This window comes from Lysinibacillus xylanilyticus, assembly GCF_001708185.1.
GTDB classification, from domain to species: Bacteria; Bacillota; Bacilli; order Bacillales_A; family Planococcaceae; genus Lysinibacillus; species Lysinibacillus xylanilyticus_A.
The window spans coordinates 116,342-137,907 of the sequence record NZ_MDDN01000003.1 but is presented as its reverse complement, the minus strand read 5'-3'; the positions used below and the strand labels follow the sequence as shown (position 1 = coordinate 137,907).

General features: G+C 36.6%; 18 protein-coding genes and 1 other annotated feature. Of the genes, 7 read left to right on the top strand and 11 right to left on the bottom strand.

Translation table 11 applies throughout. The features are described from left to right. Window positions 1–58: 58 nt before the first annotated feature. Entirely contained in the window at window positions 59–1,009 is a 951-nt protein-coding gene (locus BFJ97_RS08490; RefSeq protein ID WP_068984213.1) for an LCP family protein, read from the bottom strand. A 178-nt stretch (window positions 1,010–1,187) separates the two neighbouring features. On the opposite strand from BFJ97_RS08490, the gene msrA reads away from it, so the two are divergent. Then, a complete protein-coding gene (gene msrA, locus BFJ97_RS08485) occupies window positions 1,188–1,739 on the top strand; it encodes a peptide-methionine (S)-S-oxide reductase MsrA (RefSeq protein ID WP_083226964.1) in 552 nt (183 codons plus the stop codon). A gap of 365 nt (window positions 1,740–2,104) precedes the next feature. On the opposite strand, the gene recQ is transcribed toward msrA, so the two are convergent. The 5 genes from recQ to BFJ97_RS08460 form a co-directional block, all read right to left on the bottom strand. Next, on the bottom strand, window positions 2,105–3,883 hold the full coding sequence (gene recQ, locus BFJ97_RS08480) for a DNA helicase RecQ (RefSeq protein WP_068984212.1): 1,779 nt from the start codon (window positions 3,881–3,883) through the stop codon (window positions 2,105–2,107). Between the two features lie 8 nt (window positions 3,884–3,891). Further along, on the bottom strand, window positions 3,892–4,995 hold the full coding sequence (locus BFJ97_RS08475) for a TcaA NTF2-like domain-containing protein (RefSeq protein ID WP_068984211.1): 1,104 nt from the start codon (window positions 4,993–4,995) through the stop codon (window positions 3,892–3,894). Window positions 4,996–5,247: 252 nt separating this feature from the next. Continuing rightward, window positions 5,248–6,426, bottom strand: coding sequence for an MFS transporter (locus BFJ97_RS08470; RefSeq protein WP_068984210.1), 1,179 nt, complete (start codon window positions 6,424–6,426; stop codon window positions 5,248–5,250). Window positions 6,427–6,595: 169 nt separating this feature from the next. Continuing rightward, window positions 6,596–8,269: an arginine--tRNA ligase gene (gene argS / locus BFJ97_RS08465; RefSeq protein ID WP_068984209.1), complete on the bottom strand. Its 1,674-nt coding sequence runs from the start codon at window positions 8,267–8,269 to the stop codon at window positions 6,596–6,598. Window positions 8,270–8,443: 174 nt separating this feature from the next. Next, window positions 8,444–8,663 (bottom strand) — a binding site (T-box leader). 197 nt (window positions 8,664–8,860) lie between these two features. Further along, complete coding sequence (locus BFJ97_RS08460; RefSeq protein ID WP_068984208.1) at window positions 8,861–9,883, bottom strand: hypothetical protein; 1,023 nt, start codon at window positions 9,881–9,883, stop codon at window positions 8,861–8,863. 285 nt (window positions 9,884–10,168) lie between these two features. Between BFJ97_RS08460 and BFJ97_RS08455 the strand changes: the two genes are divergently transcribed. From BFJ97_RS08455 to BFJ97_RS08445, 3 genes are read left to right on the top strand one after another with little or no spacing between them, the layout of a single operon-like run. After that, window positions 10,169–10,720, top strand: coding sequence for a sigma-70 family RNA polymerase sigma factor (locus BFJ97_RS08455; RefSeq protein WP_068984207.1), 552 nt, complete (start codon window positions 10,169–10,171; stop codon window positions 10,718–10,720). Beyond that, entirely contained in the window at window positions 10,701–11,096 is a 396-nt protein-coding gene (locus BFJ97_RS08450; RefSeq protein WP_068984206.1) for a helix-turn-helix transcriptional regulator, read from the top strand. The genes BFJ97_RS08455 and BFJ97_RS08450 overlap by 20 nt, the downstream gene beginning before the upstream one ends. Then, window positions 11,083–12,321, top strand: a complete 1,239-nt coding sequence (locus tag BFJ97_RS08445; protein WP_068984205.1) for an FtsW/RodA/SpoVE family cell cycle protein — start codon at window positions 11,083–11,085, stop codon at window positions 12,319–12,321. Before BFJ97_RS08450 ends, BFJ97_RS08445 begins: the two co-directional genes overlap by 14 nt. A 69-nt stretch (window positions 12,322–12,390) precedes the next feature. On the opposite strand, the gene BFJ97_RS25425 is transcribed toward BFJ97_RS08445, so the two are convergent. Next, a complete protein-coding gene (locus BFJ97_RS25425) occupies window positions 12,391–13,245 on the bottom strand; it encodes an excalibur calcium-binding domain-containing protein (protein WP_068984204.1) in 855 nt (284 codons plus the stop codon). An 801-nt stretch (window positions 13,246–14,046) separates the two neighbouring features. Here BFJ97_RS25425 and BFJ97_RS08435 point away from each other — a divergent pair. Continuing rightward, window positions 14,047–14,271 carry a DUF3923 family protein gene (locus BFJ97_RS08435; RefSeq protein ID WP_375200718.1) on the top strand — a complete coding sequence of 75 codons (225 nt, stop codon included), beginning with the start codon at window positions 14,047–14,049 and terminating at the stop codon, window positions 14,269–14,271. 332 nt (window positions 14,272–14,603) lie between these two features. Here the strand turns inward: BFJ97_RS08435 and BFJ97_RS08430 are convergent, their stop codons facing one another. Further along, on the bottom strand, window positions 14,604–14,831 hold the full coding sequence (locus BFJ97_RS08430) for a hypothetical protein (protein WP_068984203.1): 228 nt from the start codon (window positions 14,829–14,831) through the stop codon (window positions 14,604–14,606). Between the two features lie 281 nt (window positions 14,832–15,112). Here BFJ97_RS08430 and BFJ97_RS08425 point away from each other — a divergent pair, with 281 nt between their 5' ends. Continuing rightward, window positions 15,113–16,717, top strand: a complete 1,605-nt coding sequence (locus BFJ97_RS08425) for an ABC-F family ATP-binding cassette domain-containing protein (protein ID WP_068984202.1) — start codon at window positions 15,113–15,115, stop codon at window positions 16,715–16,717. Window positions 16,718–16,870: 153 nt separating this feature from the next. Here the strand turns inward: BFJ97_RS08425 and BFJ97_RS08420 are convergent, their stop codons facing one another. From BFJ97_RS08420 to BFJ97_RS08410, 3 genes are all read right to left on the bottom strand, one after another. Continuing rightward, a complete protein-coding gene (locus BFJ97_RS08420) occupies window positions 16,871–17,605 on the bottom strand; it encodes an SDR family NAD(P)-dependent oxidoreductase (RefSeq protein WP_068984201.1) in 735 nt (244 codons plus the stop codon). Between the two features lie 47 nt (window positions 17,606–17,652). Then, entirely contained in the window at window positions 17,653–18,945 is a 1,293-nt protein-coding gene (locus tag BFJ97_RS08415; protein WP_254660139.1) for an MFS transporter, read from the bottom strand. Between the two features lie 70 nt (window positions 18,946–19,015). Next, window positions 19,016–20,584 carry an AMP-binding protein gene (locus BFJ97_RS08410; protein WP_068984200.1) on the bottom strand — a complete coding sequence of 523 codons (1,569 nt, stop codon included), beginning with the start codon at window positions 20,582–20,584 and terminating at the stop codon, window positions 19,016–19,018. Window positions 20,585–20,838: 254 nt separating this feature from the next. Between BFJ97_RS08410 and BFJ97_RS08405 the strand changes: the two genes are divergently transcribed. Further along, complete coding sequence (locus tag BFJ97_RS08405) at window positions 20,839–21,459, top strand: TetR/AcrR family transcriptional regulator (RefSeq protein ID WP_068984199.1); 621 nt, start codon at window positions 20,839–20,841, stop codon at window positions 21,457–21,459. The last annotated feature ends 107 nt before the right edge of the window (window positions 21,460–21,566 follow it).

Here is a 21,566-nt window from a genome sequence, read left to right as displayed (position 1 = left end):
ACCCCAATACAAATCCTATACCTTTATTTTACAAGAAAATGTTAGCTTTGGCGAAACATCACTCCAAAGAAATACCTAAAAATTTACGTAAAAATTCTTTGTTTTTCTCTACATCAATAACAATTGAATCACCAGCATGACTAAAGTATTTGTAACTAAAGCTTCCTTCAATTGGAATCGTTGCTTTTTCTATGTTGACTTTACCTTTAGACACCATTTTAAGCACTTGTTGAACCTCTTCTTTAGATGAAAGGTCCGTTGTTATATAGCCTTGTGCTGCACCAACGAATTTTGGTAAATTCACTATATTTTGAGGCGCTAATATTTCATTCTTTAAGGCTTCAATAACTTTTTGCTGACGTGCGACACGACCAAAATCGCCTTCAGCATCGTGGCGGAATCGTGCATAGCCAAGTAATTCCTTACCATTTAAGTTTTGCTCACCTTGCTTTAATGAAACGCCAATTTTTTCAGACATATCCTTCTCTACATCGATTTTTACTCCATTTGGCGCTAAAATATCGACAAGTGATTCAAAATTTTTGAAATCGACAATCGCATAATGATGAATCGGAAGACCAAACATATTGCTAATCGTATCCTTTAATAATTGAACTCCACCTAGATAGTAAGCCGTGTTTAGCTTATAGGATTGGTAACCAGGGATCTCCGCATAAATATCTCGCATAAATGATACGAGTTTGACATCATTTGTTTTCTTATTCCAAGATAATACCATCATTGTATCTGTTCGTGATTTCTCTTCACCACGTGTATCGATTCCTAATAATAAATAGTTTTCAATATCGCCTTTTACTGTGTCGCCGCTGAAATCCTCCTGAGCTACCTTTGTATCGCTTGCTAATTCTAGCCCATTTTGATATTGCGTAACAGCATAGCCCACGCCGCCAATGACACAGAGTAATAACAATGTGAACAATACTCTCCCTTTTCGCAATCGACGTTTTTGGGGACGTTGCGAGCGTCTTGTATAATCTTGCTCTTCCATAACTAATAACTCCTCTATTTTTTATAGTTAATGTAACGATTCATCGTAAGGAAAGTTTCATTTTAAACGTTGCTGAGCCTATCATCAACTACCTTTTCGTTATTTTACACCTAAAATGCCAATAACGAGCAAAATAATGCTATAATTTCTTCAAAATAGAGTGGAAAGGATGATCAATATGATTGAAAAAGCAACGTTTGCTGGTGGCTGTTTTTGGTGTATGGTTAAGCCATTTGTTGAATGGGATGGTATACATAAGGTTACTTCTGGCTACATGGGTGGCCATTTAAAAAATCCTACTTATGAGGATGTCAAAAAAGGTACTTCTGGCCATTTAGAAGTAGTCGAAATCGAATTCGATCCTAGCGTTTTTAGTTATGAGCAGCTTCTTGATATTTACTGGATGCAAATCGACCCAACGGATGCCTATGGTCAATTCCATGACCGTGGTGAATCATACACGACGGCCATCTTCACTTATTCAGAAGAGCAAAAGCGCATTGCCGAATTATCCAAGGAAAAACTAGCAAAAAGTGGTCGCTTTATTAAACCTATTGTAACCACAATTCGCGATGCCAAACAGTTCTATCCTGCAGAAGATTATCATCAGGACTATTATAAAAAAGAGTCGGAGCATTATGAGAAAGATCGTGCGCTGTCAGGTCGAGATCAGTTCATCACTGAGCATTGGAATAAAAATTTATCTCTTTCAATCGAAAAATTTAAATGACGTGTATAAAAAATAATTAAAGGTCTATACTAGTAAAGATTTCACTTCAAATCCAATGACAAGGAGGGTTAACCCGATGAGTGGGGCTGACCGGTAACTCAGAAGGACCATCAAAACTGAATGAAGCTAAAGCACAGATTTCTTAAAAAATTTTAAGATTCAATGCGGAAGCGAGGCAGTGTGTCATGGAGCACTATAAGTAAGTGAGAATCAAACCCGGAAAATTCTTTCCGGGTTTTTTGTTTTGTTGATTTAAGGACATCATGGCATTCGGCCATCAAGTTGAGTAAGTTCACATCTACTTAGAAAAAAAGTGCCTAATTCTTTTGAATTAAGCACTTTCTTTTTTCCTTGATCACTTTCAACTAACTATTTGATGTTGTTTTCAAAAAAGACTGAAGGGCATCGAAGAAACGCTTGCCGTATTTTTCGAATTTTACTTCACCAATCCCACTAACATGTCGCAACCCTTCAAGCTCCATTGGTTTTTTGTCGCATAGCTCACGTAATGTTTTATCAGAGAACACAACAAATGGTGGTACCTGTTCTTCATCAGCAATCTCTTTACGCAATCCTCGTAAATGCTCAAATAACGGGTCATTGTCTGCAAGTTTACGCACAGTAACCGCTTCTTTTCGCATAACCGTTCGCTTACCCATTAGCACTTCTTTGCCTTCCTCAGGTACATAAATAGTTGGAAACGTGCCATGCTTAACTGCCAGTAAACCTTCAGCGATTAAAAATTCTATAAAGCTTGAGACATCCTTCGAGGAGTATTGGCCTTTTAAAATGCCATAGGTAGACAGCCTTGCAAAGCCAAATTCAGTCATTTTTTGATTTTTGGAGCCAATTAGCACTTGAGCCACCATCGTCTTTCCGAATTTTTGCCCCATCCTTACGACACAGGCTAACACTTTTTGTGCATCTACTGTCACATCTTTGACTTCCCGTCCATCATTACAATTACTACAACGACTACAAGGCACCCCTGCTTCTTCGCCAAAATACGTTAAGATCGCATTTTGTAAACAGCCTTCTGTATGACAATAGTCAACCATCGTTTGTAGCTTTGCTAGTTCCTGCGTAATGCGAGCTTCATCCTGCGTCTGTTCAATTAAAAAGCGTTGTGTTTGGACATCCCCTGATGCATACAGCAAAATACAGGCACTTGGTAAGCTATCACGTCCTGCACGCCCTGCTTCCTGATAATAGCTCTCCATATTGCGCGGCATTTGATAATGAATGACAAAGCGCACATTACTCTTATCAATCCCCATTCCAAACGCATTAGTTGCTACCATAATACGTGCCTCATCTTTTAAAAAGCGCTCCTGCTCTGACGTACGCATGTCCTCTGGTAGTCCCGCATGGTATTTAGCAACAGATTCACCCAAACGACTTAAAAGCTCATATATGGCGTCGACTGCTTTTCGAGTCGCTGCATAAATAATGCCCGCTTCATTTTTATTTTTCACTAAATAATCTTTAATGTAACGTTCTTTATTTTCACCAATTAACACAGAGAAAGCTAAATTATCACGCGAAAAGCCAGTGATCACCGTTGAATGCTCGTCAATTTCTAATAATTGTCTAATATCTTCACAAACTGCTGGTGTAGCTGTTGCAGTTAGTGCTAGGACTGTAGGCTTTTGGGGCCATAATGTAAATAATTTTTGAATTGCTCGGTAGCTCGGTCTAAAATCATGCCCCCACTGGGATATACAGTGGGCTTCATCTACAGCAATCAATGGCACAGATAAATTCGCTAATACTTGTAAAAACGTTGCACTCTCTAATCGCTCTGGCGCTATATAAAGTAACTTTAAATAACCTGCACTCGCAAGCTGCATCGTTTCATTCACTTCTTGTACAGATAAGGTGCTATTAATATACGCGGCCGGAATATTGGCGGCACGTAATGCTTCTACCTGATCTTGCATTAAAGAAATTAAGGGGGATATGACGACTGTGAGCCCATCTAGCATCAACGCCGGAATTTGATAGCAAATTGATTTACCTCCGCCAGTTGGCATCACACAAAGACTTGATTGACCTCGTAATGTTTGCTCTATAATTGGTGCCTGTCCATTGCGAAATGAATCATAGCCAAAATGATGTTGTAGCATTTGTCTTGCTTGCTCCATCCAACTTTTCACTCCTCAGTTGTTAGACGAATAAGCTTATACTCGCCCTGTTCATTTTTATTTATTTCATATACCATCAAAGAATTTGCAAGTGCTTCTTGACCAACAGCATTCGTTAGTACATATTCCGTTTTTGCCCGAACTACAATAGTTTGTCCATCCATTTTAATGTTTTTAATCGTCGTATTGGAAAATTGAATTTTCGCGTGTTTGGATTCGTAATACGCAACCATATTATTCAGTGTGCTTTGTAACTCGTCTGTACCTGCGAAAGGTTTCATTACACTAGCATCATAAATCTCAACAGCTGCTTGTAAATGCTTATGAAATGTATCTATAAATAGTTTTACTTCATCACTATTATAAGTAAAAATGTTCTTTCCATATCGATCAATCGCTTGCTGGACGGCTTCTTTGTCACCCTGTTCTATATATGGATATAAATTTTTTGACTGAGATAGCCGGTCTCTTGTCTTCATACCTTCTTCAATCCATTCATCTAAAAACTGCTCAATATCTTGAAATGGCAGTATGTACGGCTGTGAAACATCGTTTTGCTGGCGTTTAAAATAGATGCCTACAATTTCACCACTCTCCGCTTCTAGAACAGGGCTCCCTAAAGGTATGTTTTGTTCTGCATCTATGTAATAAGCTGCTTTTCTGTCACTATATTTTTTAATGACGTGCGGTAAACTATCGACAAAAACAGCTAATTGATTTAATTCCCCGTTATAAACAGTTGGCACCTTTACCGATGCGTTGTATGTAACTTCTAAAATGGCGATATTATATGCTGTAGACATATAGTGCACATTGGCTTCCACAAGCTTATTATTATTAAATTGGACGAGAGCAGCTGGCTTTGAAGCTACGAGCGCACCATTTGTCACAATATAAAGCTTCGCATCCTCTTTTTTTACAATAATGCCTGCACCGATTCCATTTTCTCCAACTATTTTTACTTCTGGTACAATTTTTTCTTCTTTCTTCATAACAACTTTTTCCGATTTTACCTCGGCCTTTTTAGTATGAAACATTTCTGCCAATGAATCATTTTCACAGCCTGTTAATAGTAAAGCTGTTGCTCCAAGAATGAGCATCTTTTTCCGCATACGTTCACCAAAACTTTCTTAAAGATCTTTCTACTCTATCATAAACAAGGTTTTTATACGTTTCAAGTTTACATAATAATATTATTAAGTTCTATATGTTGTGAAAATACTACACATCCCTTTTATCCAATTCGATATACCTATAAAAAACGACTCTTTTCTAGCTTTACTATGAAAAATGACTTATAAATCGCGTTTGAAATATTATTTATAAAAAAAAGACATGCGCGTAAATTCTCGCATGCCTCAAAATTATTTTTTCTTTAGAATAATTGTAGTAGCTACTATGCCAAGCATTAACAGCATAAATATGGCATAGGTAAATGTATGATTACCCGTCACATCATAGCAATAACCGATTAGTATAGGAATGATGGCACTTATCATAAAGCCTCCGGAAAGCACCATTGATGACCAGCTATTGGCCTCCTCATCATTTTTTGCCTCGTCCAATGGTAACAATAGACCAATTGGAAATAAGCCACTTAAAACGATCCCTATTATTAATACGGCAATCCACAACATAGCACCTGAACTTAACCATAGTAGTGCAAAGCCGATAATACCTAGGATTCCTAAAGAGAAAAGCCAACCCATTCGATTCGCCCACTTTTCCATTAGTATAGGGACAGTGATATTTCCAATCATTTGAACGATCGACATAAAAGTTAGCATAGAACTTGCAGCGACAAGTGAATAGCCCTTATCCTGTATCATCGGTACTAACCAAGACATCATTGAGAAAAACAAAGATGTTTGTAAACCAAAATAAATTAAAATAGTCCAAGCACGAACATTTTTCCATGGATTTCGCGCATCATTTTTACTCAATACATCTGTTTCTGATAACTCGTCCTGGTCTTTTTGTATTGTCAGTAACCAAATGACAAGAGCGATCATTGCTAGTACTGCCCAACTGCCAAGCGCCATAGTCCAGCTCTCATGAAAATGATTATAAAATGTTACTGTTAGTGCTGCACTTAATGTTGCCCCTGTTCCTATTCCAAACGAATAAATACCTACAACTGTTGTAAAACGGGTCGGGAATTTCTTTTTTATATAGGCATTTAACATTGGACCAATAAGCGCAATGGCAAACCCTGCAGCAAAGCTTGTGACAACAAGTAGTCCATAGCTTTCTTTAAAAAAGCGTAGCCCATTTGCTAATGCGATGATGATTAGTAGTAGCGTGATCGCTGTTTTTGTTCCGAGTTTCCTTTGTAAGGGTACAGCGAATGGTGCAAAGAGTCCCATACAAAACACCGGAATAGACGTTAAAAAGCTCATTTTTGTATTGGATACATGGAGTGACTCCAAAAGTACATTAAATAGTGGTCCAATCCCTGTGACTGCTGGCCGCATATTGAGTGCAACGAAAAAAATACTGACAATCACAAGTAGCGCGGAAACACGCCATTGCTTTTTCTTCATACTTTCTAAAAACCTTCTCTCTATATAATTCGAAAAATTCCACTAAAGTCTAACATGCTGATAAGACCTTAAATTTCACACTATTTCCTTGTACCATTTTTTCTAGTTGCGGTCAATTTCATGGCAATAAATGACTGAAAATGCATCTACAACGATGATATAGAAGCGACTACATATTTTTAGGCGCTTCAATTCCTAACAATGCTAACGATTCTTTTAAAACAACAGATACACATTGACAAAATGCTAATCGTGAACTTCTTTGGTTGTCATCGACCAATACTTTATTTTGTGCATAATATTTATTAAATAGACGCGCTAATTGTAGGGCATATTTAGCAATTTGTGATGGATCTGCTTGCTCAAAAGCGTTGGTAATTACATTGGGAAACTGTTCTAGTAATAAAATGACTGGCCATGCTTGCTCACCTAATGTTTCACAAAATACTTCGTTACCGTTGTCTTCTGCTTTTTCTAAAAGAGATGAAATACGTGCATAAGTATATTGAATATATGGCCCTGTTTCTCCCTCAAAATTCATCATGTCCTCAATGGAAAACTCAATATCGTGTAGACGATCATTTTTTAAATCGTTAAAAATGACTGCACCAACACCGACCTGATGTGCGATGCTATCTTTCTGCACAAGCATTGGGTTTTTTTCATCGATATTTCGCTTCGCTGTAGCAATCGCTTCCTTTAGTACATCTGCTAAAAGAACAATCTTGCCTTTACGCGTCGACATTTTTTTCCCGTCTTGCAGAATCATCCCGAAAGGAACATGCTGTAAGTCTTTTGCCCAGTTATAGCCCATTTTCTCAATAACTTTAAATAGTTGTTTAAAATGGAGAGATTGTTCATTTCCTACAACATAAAATATCTTTTTAGGGCCATATTGTTTTTGTCGATAAAAAGCTGCTGCTAAATCACGGGTAGCATAAAGCGTAGCACCGTCTGCTTTCGTTATTAAGCAGGGTGGCATATTGTCTAATTCAACGACATACGCACCATCCGATTTCACTAGCAGTTGTTTTTCTTCTAGCTCTTTCACAACAGCAGCCATTTTATCATTGTAAAAAGCTTCCCCATCAAATGAATCAAAATCAATGCCCAGCAGTTGATAAATGGTCTTGAATTCTACAAGTGATGCATCTCTAAACCATTGCCAAAGAGCTAATGTCCCTTCATCCCCATCCTCTAATGCTTTAAATGCGGCACGTGCCTGTTCATTGAGTGTGTCATCCTGCTCCGCTTCTTCATGGAACTGCACATATATTTTTAATAATTCCTTTATGGGAGCAGCTTCAATTTTTTGTTGATCTCCCCATTTTTTATAGGACACGATTAATTTTCCAAATTGTGTTCCCCAGTCCCCTAAATGATTAATACGAATTGCTTTATAGCCATTTTTCTCGGCAATGTTTGCCAAAGCATTACCGATTACTGTAGAACGTAAATGGCCCATTGAAAAAGGCTTCGCTATATTAGGGGAAGAAAAATCAAAAACTACATTTCCTTTTGATTCCTGTTGGGTTCCATATAAATTTTTTTCTTTTACTATTCGGCTAATTACCTGTTTTGTAATCATCGGCTGATCGTAAAAAATATTGACGTAACCACCTACTACTTGAACATCTTGCACTATTTCACAACTTATATTGTTTTTAATTTCGGAAGCGATACTGTGAGGCGATTTCCCTAATTTCTTAGCTAGTATAAAGCATGGAAATGCCACATCCCCTAAGTCCAATTTTTTCGGTTTCTCCAGTAAATGTTGAATTTCGTTGACAGAAAGCTCATTCTTTAATGCCTCAGCAATGCTTTTCGCGATTTGTGTATGCATGTTTTTTTCTCCTCCCAATATATAATCAATTTTACCTTGATGGAATTGCGTCCGAAGGCTTCATTCAATGGAGTTGGAAACTCACTGATAAAGAAACACATCCCCTTTTCATCTCTTACCTTTAGAGATAAGCGTTTTCTGCTGAATGAAGATAAAAAAAGCCCTCGTCTCTAAAATAGAGACGAGAGCATAGTTATCCCGTGGTACCACTCTAGTTGCCAAATTATATGACCACTTTCCGTTGTTAACGAGGTGACTCCCCGGTATTCTCTACTACTCATTCGAGAACCTTCTCCAAAGTGCGTTTCATTTATGGTTGCTGCATTAGGCTCACACCGTCCCTAAATCGCTTTCCAGTCCCACCATAAACTACTCTCTTTTTCATCGAATTTTTTTATTGATTTTGAAATATTTTACAGGCACAACTTTCTAAAGTCAATGGTTTTTTCTGAATTATTTGATTTAATTAAACAACGCCAAAACATCTTCTCAGGGCAATGGAGAGTATTTTTGTAATGTTTTTCGCGCAAATAAAATTTAGCTAGATTGCTCTCTTTATATTTGGGCGTTGTACTAAGCACTCTTTACTCATTAAAAATTATCAGCTGAATAGTTTACAATGACACTATTTTCAGCCCGCCATATATTTTTAACTTTCTGTTTCGTAATGTCATAGTATGAAAGTACGCTCTCTTTAGGTATTTTCAAAATACTATAACCCTTTTCTTCATCAATCACACTAGATAAGAAATAAAACCCTTCTTTTTTTTCATCGAATTTTACGAAGCGAATTTTCGAATAAATACCACTACGATCTAGTAAAGGCTTTACCTTTTTTGATTTAATATCTATTTCTACAACATGCGAAATAGGACTGTCTATAGCTTCATCATAGCTGATGATAACCGAATTAGCATCTGGCGCCAATGATGCTCCACTTATAAATCTCTCCACATTCGCTATATGTTTCTTTTTTTGTCCTTCAATATCATAAATATCTAAACTGTATTTGGTTGGTTGTAATTTGGTTTGATTTTTATTAGCCTCGTCAAGTTTCTTCTGATGTTCGTCCTGGGAGAAAGATACTACAATTAATTGATTATTGTTTGGGTTATAATTAAAATCTAAAACACTTCTATCCTTATTTTCTTCTTCCCAAATTTGTATTTTCTGTGTTTCAAGATTATAGGTAGCCATATGAAAATTTTTAAATTCATCTCTTAATAAGACTCTCATAAAGATCATTTTTTGTTCTTTGTCTATTTGGATAAAGTCAACGTTATTAAATACAGTGGTTAACTGTTTCATTTGATTAGTATTTAGGTCATTTTCAAATAATTGTATTGTACGATCTGATATACCATCTGCAAAATACAATTTATTATTACCTTCAGTATAAGCGAAAGAAGTATAATCTGCCGTTTCCTTACTTAATAATAATTTACTTTTATTTTGAATCTGGTCGTATTGATAAAATGTAAACATCAAGCTTTTAGGATCAAAAACATTTATGTAAAGCTTAGATTCGGAAGGACTATTAGCAATTGAAAATATCTTATTACTAAAGACTATACAAATAAATACAATAATCAAAAAAACGAAAAATTTATTCAAGGTTTACCCCTCTTCCTAATAGTTTTGATTCTTTAACCTCTCTAATGGCGGTAATTCTATTAGATTTTTTCCATTGGTTCATACTTCTATTAATGTACCCCTCACATTAAACATCTAGAACACTTTCCAAAGGCTCGCAACTCCTATCAAAAATCATATGAAATGATTGCCTATCCTTCGATTCAATTAAAAATGAAGTAGTATCGATGATTTTTTATATAATAAAAGCAAAACCGGTACTATTTGGCAGTCGTCTAATGTATGAACAGGTAAGGAGGGATGAAAATGGAGGAAACGATTCAAATAAGCGCATTATCACGAAATTCGGTGATTGAGGAGCTAATGACAGACTATGGTCAAGAAGTTCTACAGCTCGTTTATACATATGTACATGATGCGGCCCTTGCTGAGGATTTAACACAAGAGATTTTTATAAAGTGCTATAAGGCCCTTCCTAGCTACCGAGGGAAAGCTAGTATGAAGACTTGGTTGTGGCGTATTGCTATTAATCATTCAAAGGACTATCTCAAGAGCTGGTACAAGAAAAACGTTGATGTTACCGAAACGAATGTGTTAGCGGAAACACTGGAAACGGATAATTTGTTAGAACAGGTCGTTCAAAATAGTGAGAACGAGGCGTTGTTTGACCTTGTGATGACACTCCCTGTTAAGTATCGTGAAGTGATTTACTTTTATTATTTTGAGGAGTATTCGGTTCAGGAAATTGCCAGTATTTTATCAATGAATAAAAACACGGTGAAAACGAGACTTCATAAGGCACGTACTTTGTTACAAAAAGCGTTAGGAGGGAATCCATTTGACGGAAACACGTTTTAAACAAGCGATGAAAAATCACTTTAAAAAAGTGCAGTTTACAGAACAACATCGAGAAGCTATACGTAAAGGCATTCATGAGGAATTTTCTGATCAAATGCTCTTATCGATGCTACAAACGACACGCACAGGCTATGAGCTCACGCAGCTACTTTATACTAACAACAAACAGACAGTCCATTTAAATGAAGGGATGATTTATGCCATGCTTCATCGCCTCGAACAACAGCAGCTAGTCGTTAGTGAATGGCAGGAGAACGAAAAAAGATATGTACTTTCTAATAAGGGCGTCAAGCTATTGACAAAGCTTAACAAAGAAACGCACAAACTCCCTTCTATTCAGCAATTACTGAAGGAGGCACGCTATGCGAACGATTAAGGACTATATTCAACACGTAAAGGGACATATTCGCAATAAGGAGGCACATGATTCGGTTGAAAAGGAGTTGACGTATCATTTAGCGAAGTCGAAGCAGGCTTGGCAGGAAAATGGATACAACGATACCGATGCGGAACATCAGGCGGTGCTTGAAATGGGTAATGCAACGAAACTTGGTATCTCGCTCAATCAGATACATCAGCCGAAAATCGATTGGCTACTAGTTATTCCATTTGTGCTGGCAGCAATGTGTAGCTTCTTACCGCTCCTGCCGGCAGAGCTCTCTTTACGAGATTTTATCATACGTAATTTCGTTATTGTTATTGCTGGCATTGCTGTGGCGATTTTCTTAATGCAATTCGATTTTCGCAAGCTAGAGCGCTATTCAACGCATATGTATATACTTGCATGTCTTTTGTTTCTCATTGTCTTAAATGGGAACGAAGCGATCAATGGTGTAATTTTCTTTAAAGCAGGTCCTCTTGAAATTCAAGGTTGGATGACGTTGCCTCTCTTTTTAATTTCTTTTGCTGGGCTTTTCGCTAAACAAAAAAAATCATTATGGTTTCTACTTATTCTTTATGCGATAGGCGTATATTTTTACTTGCGATTATCGGACATTTCTTTACTCAGTACCTATACAGCGATTGTTGCCACATTATTTTTTACAAGCAGCTTTTCTCGTAAGCACAAGCTAGCCATTACTGCAGCATTTAGTTTTCTATTTGTTGTTTTTATCGGATACTTAATGGTTGCGCCATTAGAACCGTATCAGCTTGCACGAATGAAGACGATCTTTACACCAGGTTTAGAAGATTCTTCTAACGTACTATTTATTTCAACTGCGATGAAGGACCTCACTTGGTTTGGCTCCAGCAGTCAAACATTTGCGGGTGGAGCACATACTGATTTTGTATTACTCACGATTTTACAATCGTATGGGATTATTGCAGGAGTAATCGTTTTATGTATTCTTGGCTTCATTATTTATCGTATAGCACACACACTAGGTTTCATTCATAACGAATATGGTCGTTTATTAATTATAGGTGGGCTTGCCTTTTTAACAACACAAATTGTCTACCAAGTATTCATGTTATTTGGCCTTGTACCCGTTATGTCAATGCCAATCCCATTTATTAGCTATGGTCTTTTTCCAATGCTCCTAGGAAGCGTTGCTATCGGCTTGACGCTGAGTATTTATCGAAGAAAATCATATATTTAAAAAATCGAGCATTATTAACTTAAATAATTTATCAAAAAAAAGCTACCCAATTACAGGTAGCTAATTTTATTATCTTTCACAAGCCCATCCATCTCCATCACGATCATGCTTTTTTTCATAAGCTGGGTGATCGCTACCTACTCCATTTGGATGATCCTTACGAAGTTCTGTACAATTTTTATATTTTGACTTACTTCCGTTTGAAGGTGTTGATGAGCCACTTGATCCATTACTAGTTTTAGCCGACGGATTTTTAGAAGTTAAATGTGAATCTATTACATAACCTCCGTACAGTGGCGTTGTTACAAATGACCAACCAGCAATTGTAGAATGAACTAAAACTTCTTCGTTTTTCGAAAGTTCTCCGATATTATCTCCAGAAGGACTAGCGATATTTCTAACAACAAGACCTTGTGTTACTACATATTTTGTTGTTGGTTTAGATTCACTCATAAAACTTGTAGTAGCATAGCCAATGACATTACCGTATTGTACCAATGACCATCCGTTTCCAACAGAACCGAAGTCTTTCACAACCATTTTATGTTGTAGAGTCGCAACTGTTTTTCCTTTCAATGATGGTGTTTGTTTCACTACCAAACCACTTTTAGAACTAGCTATCTGAATACCGTATAGAGCATCATCAAGTGCAATATCAGCTATATAGCCATTTACTATTTTCCCATCTTTATTTAGATAGGATATACGTGAAAATGTACCATTATGTCCCTCGCTGATTTGTGTTACAAGCGTTCCTTCTGTCACAGTTCCTAATACTTTTGAGGATGCATCGGGTTTTTCATATACTTCAATAGATGAACTTGTAATAACTTTAACTTCTTTAAATGAGCTCGCATCAGCTACCTCAAAATTGAATGCTAAAAGTAGCATAACGAATAATGCTGCGATTGTTTTCAGTTTCATTGTTTCCTCCTACTATTTATGTCTAGTATATTTTTTGCTATCTTTCTTTTTGCGTCTGTTTGAAAATAATGTAAGAATACTTATCATAATAACTATACGTATTTCGAAATGAAGTAACTCAGCTATTTGTCACAAGCCAATCCATTTACCATTACAGTCAGACTTTTGTTAAAATTCCCCTCCTTCAAATTCATTATACATAAATAGTTTCCAAAATTGGTGAATTAATCAATAATTTTCAAATAACTAGGACAAATCATTAATTTTATGATAAACATTCATTCAATAATGTTTATAGACTATGGAACATATTTCATGATGTACTATCGAGTTAACGCAGAATTGGATTAGAAAGTGCTGTCATCTAACTATATCGAGGATTTTTGGGTGCTTGAATAACAAAGTCTTGCAAGAACTAATTTAAAAAACAGACATAAATGAAATATTTAAGATTAAGGAACAGATAACTACTCTTGGTTGTCTGTTTATTGCATTTATTTTGTGAATGATAAGAAAATCAGTCTTAAGGCTGAGTGGTAGCACCGACTCAAGTTCGTTTCCAATAAAAAGAAGAAGAATTATAATTAAACCATAAAAGGAAAAATACGAAAAAAGATTGCGATTCGTCACCAATAGTCGAAAGTGACATTTGGTTAAAGAGCGTATGAATTTTAGAGTACTAAGTGATTTCGTTCCTGGTTTCTCCAAAGTGATTACAGGAAGCACCCTAGAAAGTGCCCCGCTGGAACGGAAAACAACTCTAATTTATGGTGATGAACCAAATACAATTATAGAAAGAGGTTGATTATTATTAAAATCATGTGGTGGGCTATAAATATTGTGTGGCTAATTATTTTTGCTGTTGGAGCAATATTTATAGGAGTAAGAGAAGTCGATGCTGCAGGAGTAGCTCAAACGCCAGAAATTAAAATGATATCATTCGCAGTTTTGGGTATTGTATTTATAGTGGTTGTACTGTTTCAACTGATTTTTCTTTATTTTGTTAGAAAAAGTACAACGCAATAATTCGATAAAAAGATTATTTTGACTCAACGGGGTTATAGTTTTTTAAAGTCACTTCAAGTGGCTTTTTTATATGCACTAATGTACTGTAAGTATTGCATGACACGAACACAATCACAGAAAAACTAATATTTGCTGACTTAGGAGCAATGCCTAAACAGCTCCAACTGTTTGATGCTACGCTAACAAATCAAGGTGAATCAGTACTTGCAATATGTGCATCTGTTAAAAGAACGAAAACCCTTTTAATATCTTTCCTTTTTCTATATCCTACTCGATCTTTCAAGACATAATAAAAAGCCACACCTGATTTGGATGTGACTAAATACATTGGATTAATCAAATGTTAAAACATCTTTTTCTACTACTACCTTATAAACATCTTTCGTACTAATAAAAATCGTTTTATAATTTTCTGTCTCCGTAAATGAATACCAGGGTTTCTCATTGAATCTATTCGACATTTCTTCTGTAAATGTTTCTTGTTCAATATTTGTCTTGATTTTATAATCTTCTTCACGACCTTCGTCAAAGTAAAACTTCATTTTATATTCATACTCCATTAGTCAACACCTCCATTCACCTACACGATAGTATAAATGGAATGTACTATAATTATACAAAGAGACGACCGATTCAGTAGCACACATACAAGCGTGCATGCCTTTGATGATACGTTTTCAGTGTATTGCATCATACGCATACTGTTAAGGTAATTTATCTTGGTGTAATTCGTACTGTAAATAGTTTATATAACGTCAAACGTTGATTTAATAATGTTTATAGACTATGGAACATATTTCATGATATACTAGGTGCATTGTGAAAAAAAGGAGGAACTTGCATGATTCAAGTAAGTAATGTAGGTCTTCGCTATGGCGATCGTAAACTATTTGAAGACGTAAATATAAAATTCACACCGGGGAATTGCTACGGTTTAATCGGAGCAAATGGTGCTGGTAAATCAACATTTTTAAAAATTCTTTCTGGTGAAATTGAAGCGCAAGAAGGTCACGTATCAATGGGTAAGGACGAACGTTTATCAGTCCTTAAACAAAACCACTTTGAATACGATGAATACAATGTATTAGATACAGTTGTTATGGGGAACAAACGTCTTTGGGAAGTAAAAGCTGAAAAAGACGCAATCTACGCAAAAGAAGACTTTTCTGATGAGGATGGCATGCGTGCTGCTGAATTAGAGGGTGAATTCGCTGACCTAAATGGTTGGGAAGCTGACTCAGAAGCAGCAACATTATTAAACGGGTTAGGGATTGGCGACGAGCTTCACTATATGCTAATGGCTGACCTTGAAGGTTCTGACAAAGTCAAAGTATTATTAGCACAAGCTTTATTTGGTAAACCAGACGTTCTATTACTAGATGAGCCTACCAACCACCTTGACTTAAAAGCAATCCAATGGTTAGAAGAATTCTTAATTAACTTTGAAAATACGGTTATTGTTGTATCCCATGACCGTCACTTCTTAAATAAAGTATGTACGCATATCGCGGATTTAGACTTCTCTAAAATCCAATTATATGTTGGTAACTATGACTTCTGGTATGAGTCTAGCCAATTAGCACAAAAAATGATGGCAGACCAAAACAAGAAGAAAGAAGAAAAAATTAAAGAGCTACAAGCATTCGTTGCTCGTTTCTCTGCGAACGCTTCGAAATCAAGCCAAGCGACTTCTCGTAAGAAAATGTTGGATAAAATCGAGCTTGACGACATTAAACCTTCTAGCCGTAAATATCCATTCATTAACTTCCAAACTGGACGTGAGATCGGTAACGATGTGTTAACAGTGGAAGGTCTTACAGCAAGCAATGAAGGCGAAACACTATTTAAGGATATTCGCTTTTCAATGAACAAAGAAGATAAAATCATTTTACTTGGTAATCCAATGGCCAAAACGGCTCTTCTTGATATTTTAATGGATGAAAGAAAAGCAGATGCTGGTACGTTCAAATGGGGCGTAACAACTTCTCAAAGTTACTTTGAAAATGATCACGATAAATACTTCGAAGGTTCAGAGAAATCATTAGTTGAATGGTTACGCCAATACTCTCCTGATGATGAAACAGAAAGCTTCTTACGCGGCTTCTTAGGTCGTATGCTATTCTCTGGTGAGGAAGTAAAGAAATCCCCTTCTGTCCTATCAGGGGGAGAAAAAGTACGTTGTATGTTATCTAAAATGATGCTTGCCACAGCAAACGTTGTTTTATTAGATGAACCAACGAACCACCTTGACCTTGAATCTATTCAAGCACTAAACGAAGGACTTATGCGCTTCAAAGGTGCGATGCTCTTCACATCTCATGACCATCAGTTCATCCAAACAATTGCGAACCGTGTCATCGAAATCCGTGAAGACGGCACAATTTTAGATAAACTATTAACTTATGATGAATTCTTAGAGTGGAAAGATAGCCAAGGCTTAAACTAATGCACAAAACAGGGTTCTCCTATTCAAAAAGGAGAACCCTGTTATTTTATGAAGTAAATGAATCATGTTGAACTATGAATGATTGTATTTGAGTAACTAGTACCTTCAATCTTTTAATCACTACTTCCCCGCTTCCATAGATTGTCATCCTTCCTACATATATAACCCGCCATCTACCGCAAGCACTTGCCCCGTAATATAACTTGCTTCTTTACTTGCTAAAAAAGCAACGGCAGCAGCTATTTCACTTGGTTGCCCCATACGATTAATCGGCTGATTGCTAATTTCATAATTGACACCTTTTGTGATGCCTGTTTCAGTAGCCCCTGGTGCAACAGAATTACACGTGATATGAAGGGTCCCTATTTCTTTTGCAACCCATTTGGTTAACGCAATGATGCCACCTTTTGATGCAGCATAGGCTGGGCCCGATCTTCCTACTGTTTCGCCCCCAGAAATAGCACCGCCATTCATACCTGAAATAGAGCTAATATTGATAATTCGTCCATATTTTTGTTCTTTCATATGCGGATACACTACTTTTTGAATAAATAAAAAGGTACTCTGTAAATTTGTTGAAATATCGCGTGTCCATTCTTCGAGTGTCATTGTTTCCAATGAACTTCTACCGCACGTTCCTGCATTATTTACTAAAATATCAATTTTGCCAAAATGCTTGATTGTATTCGTAATGACCTCATTGATAAAGGCTTCACTATTGATATCACCATTATGTTCAAAGAAATCACCTGTAAGCTGCTGAATCGTTTCTGTACATGGATTTTTATCTACTAGAATTGTACTTATCTTTCTTTCTGATAGAGCAATAGCAATTGCCTGTCCAATACCACTTGCAGCCCCTGTAATAATTGCCACTTCTTTTCCCATTTGTTTCACCCCTAATTGTTTACTTGTCTCGTATTTCCTTTATTAAGCTACGACTTTGCCGAGGTCATCGCCACTTCTACTTGAGCATCTGCCACCTGTTCATCTTCATGTACTTTCTCAACAGGTTCTTCATATTGCGTGATTGTACGTGTATCAGGTGAAAATACGGCAAGTAGCAGTGATAGAAGGAGGCCCGCGATCATTAATGGACCAAATAAATAAGGTGATGCCCCATATTCTGTTGCTAAAGATGTCCATAGCATAGGTCCGAAACCAACTATAGCCGCAGCGATTTGATAGCCAAAGGATAATCCTGTATATCGAACATTCGCCGGGAATAATTCAGAGAAAAACGTACCTTGAGTTGCGAAAATAGCTGCCCAAACGACACCTAGTAAAACGACTTGCATAATAAAGAAATAAGTTGAATGAATCGGAATCATGACGAAATATGGAATGGCTAGGAGTAACATCGATATAAGTCCGCCAATATAAATTTTCTTACGACCAATAAAATCTGATAAATACCCTACAATTGGAATCGTTACAATCATTGTGGCACAGCTTATTGTCAGGGCAAACAGTGCGACATCTCTTGTATAGCCAATATACGTAGTCGCATAAACCAAAATAAAGGACATTAAAAATACGTTGAAAAATCCGTCTCCTATTTTTAAGCCAATAATGCGAAAAATATCTTTTTTGTTATATTTAAATACTTGGACAATTGGTAATTTAGCTAATTCACCATTGTCCTTTTTGCGTTTAAATTCAGGTGTTTCTTCGATTCCGCTTCGAATCCAAATGGCTAAAACAATTAAAACAGCGCTAAAAAGAAACGGTAAGCGCCATCCCCATGCCATAAATTGCGCTTCTGTCGTTAATGAAGAAATAAGTGTAAAACTAAATGTTCCTAACACTAAGCCAATCGGTACACCAAGCTGTGGAATGGAACCGAAAAAACCACGCACACCTTTCGTAGCGGATTCAGTAGCTAATAACACCGCACCACCCCATTCACCACCAAGAGCAACTCCTTGAATAAGTCGCAAAATGACTAATAGCGTTGGCGCGAGTATCCCGACTTGTGCATAGGTTGGTAATAAACCTATCAAGAACGAACTACCGCCCATTCCTATTAAAGTAAGCATTAGCGAGGCTTTCCTACCGACACGGTCACCCAGATGTCCAAAAATTAAACTGCCAATTGGACGTGCTGCATACCCAGCTCCAAATGTAGCAAAAGCAATTAAAATAGAGATTGCAGGGTTAGTCGAAGGGAAAAATAATGTAGTAAAACTAATCCCGTTGCAGTCCCATACAAATAAAAATCGTACCACTCAATGATCGAGCCCGCTAAACTTGCTAATAATATTTTGACATTTTTCATATAGCCCCTTCTCTCTACATTCAATTTTTGGTCATCAAATACGAGTTACGTAGAACATGCTTTTGAATTTTGCCAACAGCTGTACGAGGGAAATCCGTCATAAATTCAATGCTATCTGGCACTTTAAACTTTGCGAGACGTTCTCGACAATGCTCGATCAGCGCCTTTTCACTGACAGTAGCGCCGGCCTGTAAAATGACATAAGCTTTAATAGCTTCATCACGCATCTCATCTGGTATACCGATGACTGCTGCTTCAAATACCGCTGGATGTTTCGCTAATACACCCTCTACTTCATGCGCTGCAATATTTTCTCCTGAACGTTTAATCATATCCTTTAAACGATCCACAAAATAAAAATATCCCTCTTCATCGATTCGTGCATTATCACCTGTCAGTAACCAGTTATCTTTCAATGTGTCATTAGTCGCTTCTTCGTTTTTAAAGTATCCCTCCATTAAAGTTCTTCCTGGAATCCCTTTAACAGCTATTTGACCAACTTCCCCTTGTCTCACCGGGAACCCATGTTCATCAACCAGCTGAACTTCATAGCCAATGCTTGGTCTACCTATACTCATATTTTTTCGTTTACCGAATAGAGGATTAATAAGCGGTGTCCCAACTGTTTCGGTCATACCATAAAGTTGCAATAATTTCACATCAAATTGTTCTTCGAATTGAATTAGCTGGTGTTCGGCTACTGCTTGTGCAAAAAGAACAAGTCGTAACGGATTATCCCTGACATCTTCGTCATAATCTTTTGCTAATATCATCCGAATAGGTGCCGCAAATAACGAACCAACTGTTCCCCCTAATGTCTTTGCTTGCTTAAAATATCGCGAAGCACTAAATTTCTCAGTCACAGCAATACTCGCTCCTACCATGATGGCAGACATCGTTGAGTAATATTGTGCATTGCCATGGAAAAGCGGTAAGACAATAAAAGTTCGATCCTCTGGTGTTAATGCAATGGTACGAGCCATTAATTCACCTGTGAAAATATAGTTAGCATGTGTCAGTTGAACACCTTTTGGTTTCGATGTTGTGCCAGAGGTATAAAGAAGTGCCACAATGTCCTCTGACAAAACGGTTGGAAAATGCGAATTGTTAACGCTTTCATTATTAATAAGCTCATTGAAATTTAACACTCCCTCAAGTTTACCTTGATGTCTCGTTATGATGATATTTTGTATAGTTGGCGTTTCGCACTTAATACTTACAAACTTTTCGATGTAAGCCTCTTCCGTAATAACAAGGACAGCTTCTGAATGTGTAATCATATACTTCATCTCATCTGCTGGTGATAAAATGTTAGTTGGCACCATAATGCCTCCAATTTCAGCAAGAGCAAACCATGCTGTAAAAAATTCCATGTTATTTGGTAAATGTAACACCACATGATCCCCTTTTTTTATGCCAAGCTTAAGAAGTGCATTACTGAAACGTAGGACCTCTTGAAAAAAATCCCCATAATTTTTTTCAAAAAGTATGCCACTTTGATCTTCGAAATGAAGAAAACTTTTTTCAGGTTGTTGTTCAGCACTCTCTCTTAAAACAGAACATAATGTTCTATTTCCAATTAAATCCATTATGTACACCCCTTTTAAAATAGTTTCATAGACTATAGTCTGTATATTAATCGGCAAGACGATTATTTGTCAATATTTTTCTGATTATTCCAAAAAATAAAATTATTCACAGGCGCAAATTATGTTAAAGTTAAGTAGAATATATTATCTTCATTCAACTGGTGTTCAAACACTTATTGAATGAAGATGTAGCTTCCGGCGGATGTCATGGATTTACGCAAAGGCGAAATTGATAAAAATTGGGTGAGCAGAAAATGAAAAAAACAAGACAACAACAAGCGGTAGAAACAAAAAAACATATATACGAAACAGCACTTCAATTATTCCAAGAGAAAGGCTTTGATCAAGTAACTGTTGATGAAATTGTTCTAGAAAGCAAAAGCTCGAAAGGAGCATTCTATGGTCATTACTCTTCTAAGTACGATATTTTCTTAGAGAAATTTAAAGAAATTGATCTTTTTTACGAGGAATTTACAACGACATTACCAGCAAATCTTTGCTTCAAGGAAAAGGTTATTGCATTAATTGAGGCACAAATGAAGTATTTAAAAGAAGATTTAGGAATGGATTTAATGCGGTCCGTTTACAAAAGTGGCTTAATTGAAAACGAAGAAAATTTCTTTACCCATTCCGAACGCAAACTCTATAAAATTCTTCATTCTTTTATACAAAAAGCCATTACGGATGGCGAACTATCTGTACAAACGGACGTTCAGCAAACTGCTATTTATATTTCTCGTTGTATGCGTGGTTCTTTATACGACTGGCTAGTTTTTGGAAAGGATTTCGATTTATTGCAAGAGAGTAAAGGCTTTATCTCAATATTTTTAAATGGTTTATATAAGGGCATCTCTAATTCAGAAGTATGTTCATAACACTTATTCTATAACCTATATGATTCATCATTTGCGCCAAATAAAAAGAGGCAATTCCTTTTTAACTTTACATGGGAATTGCCTACTCTTATTTGATTTAATTGATA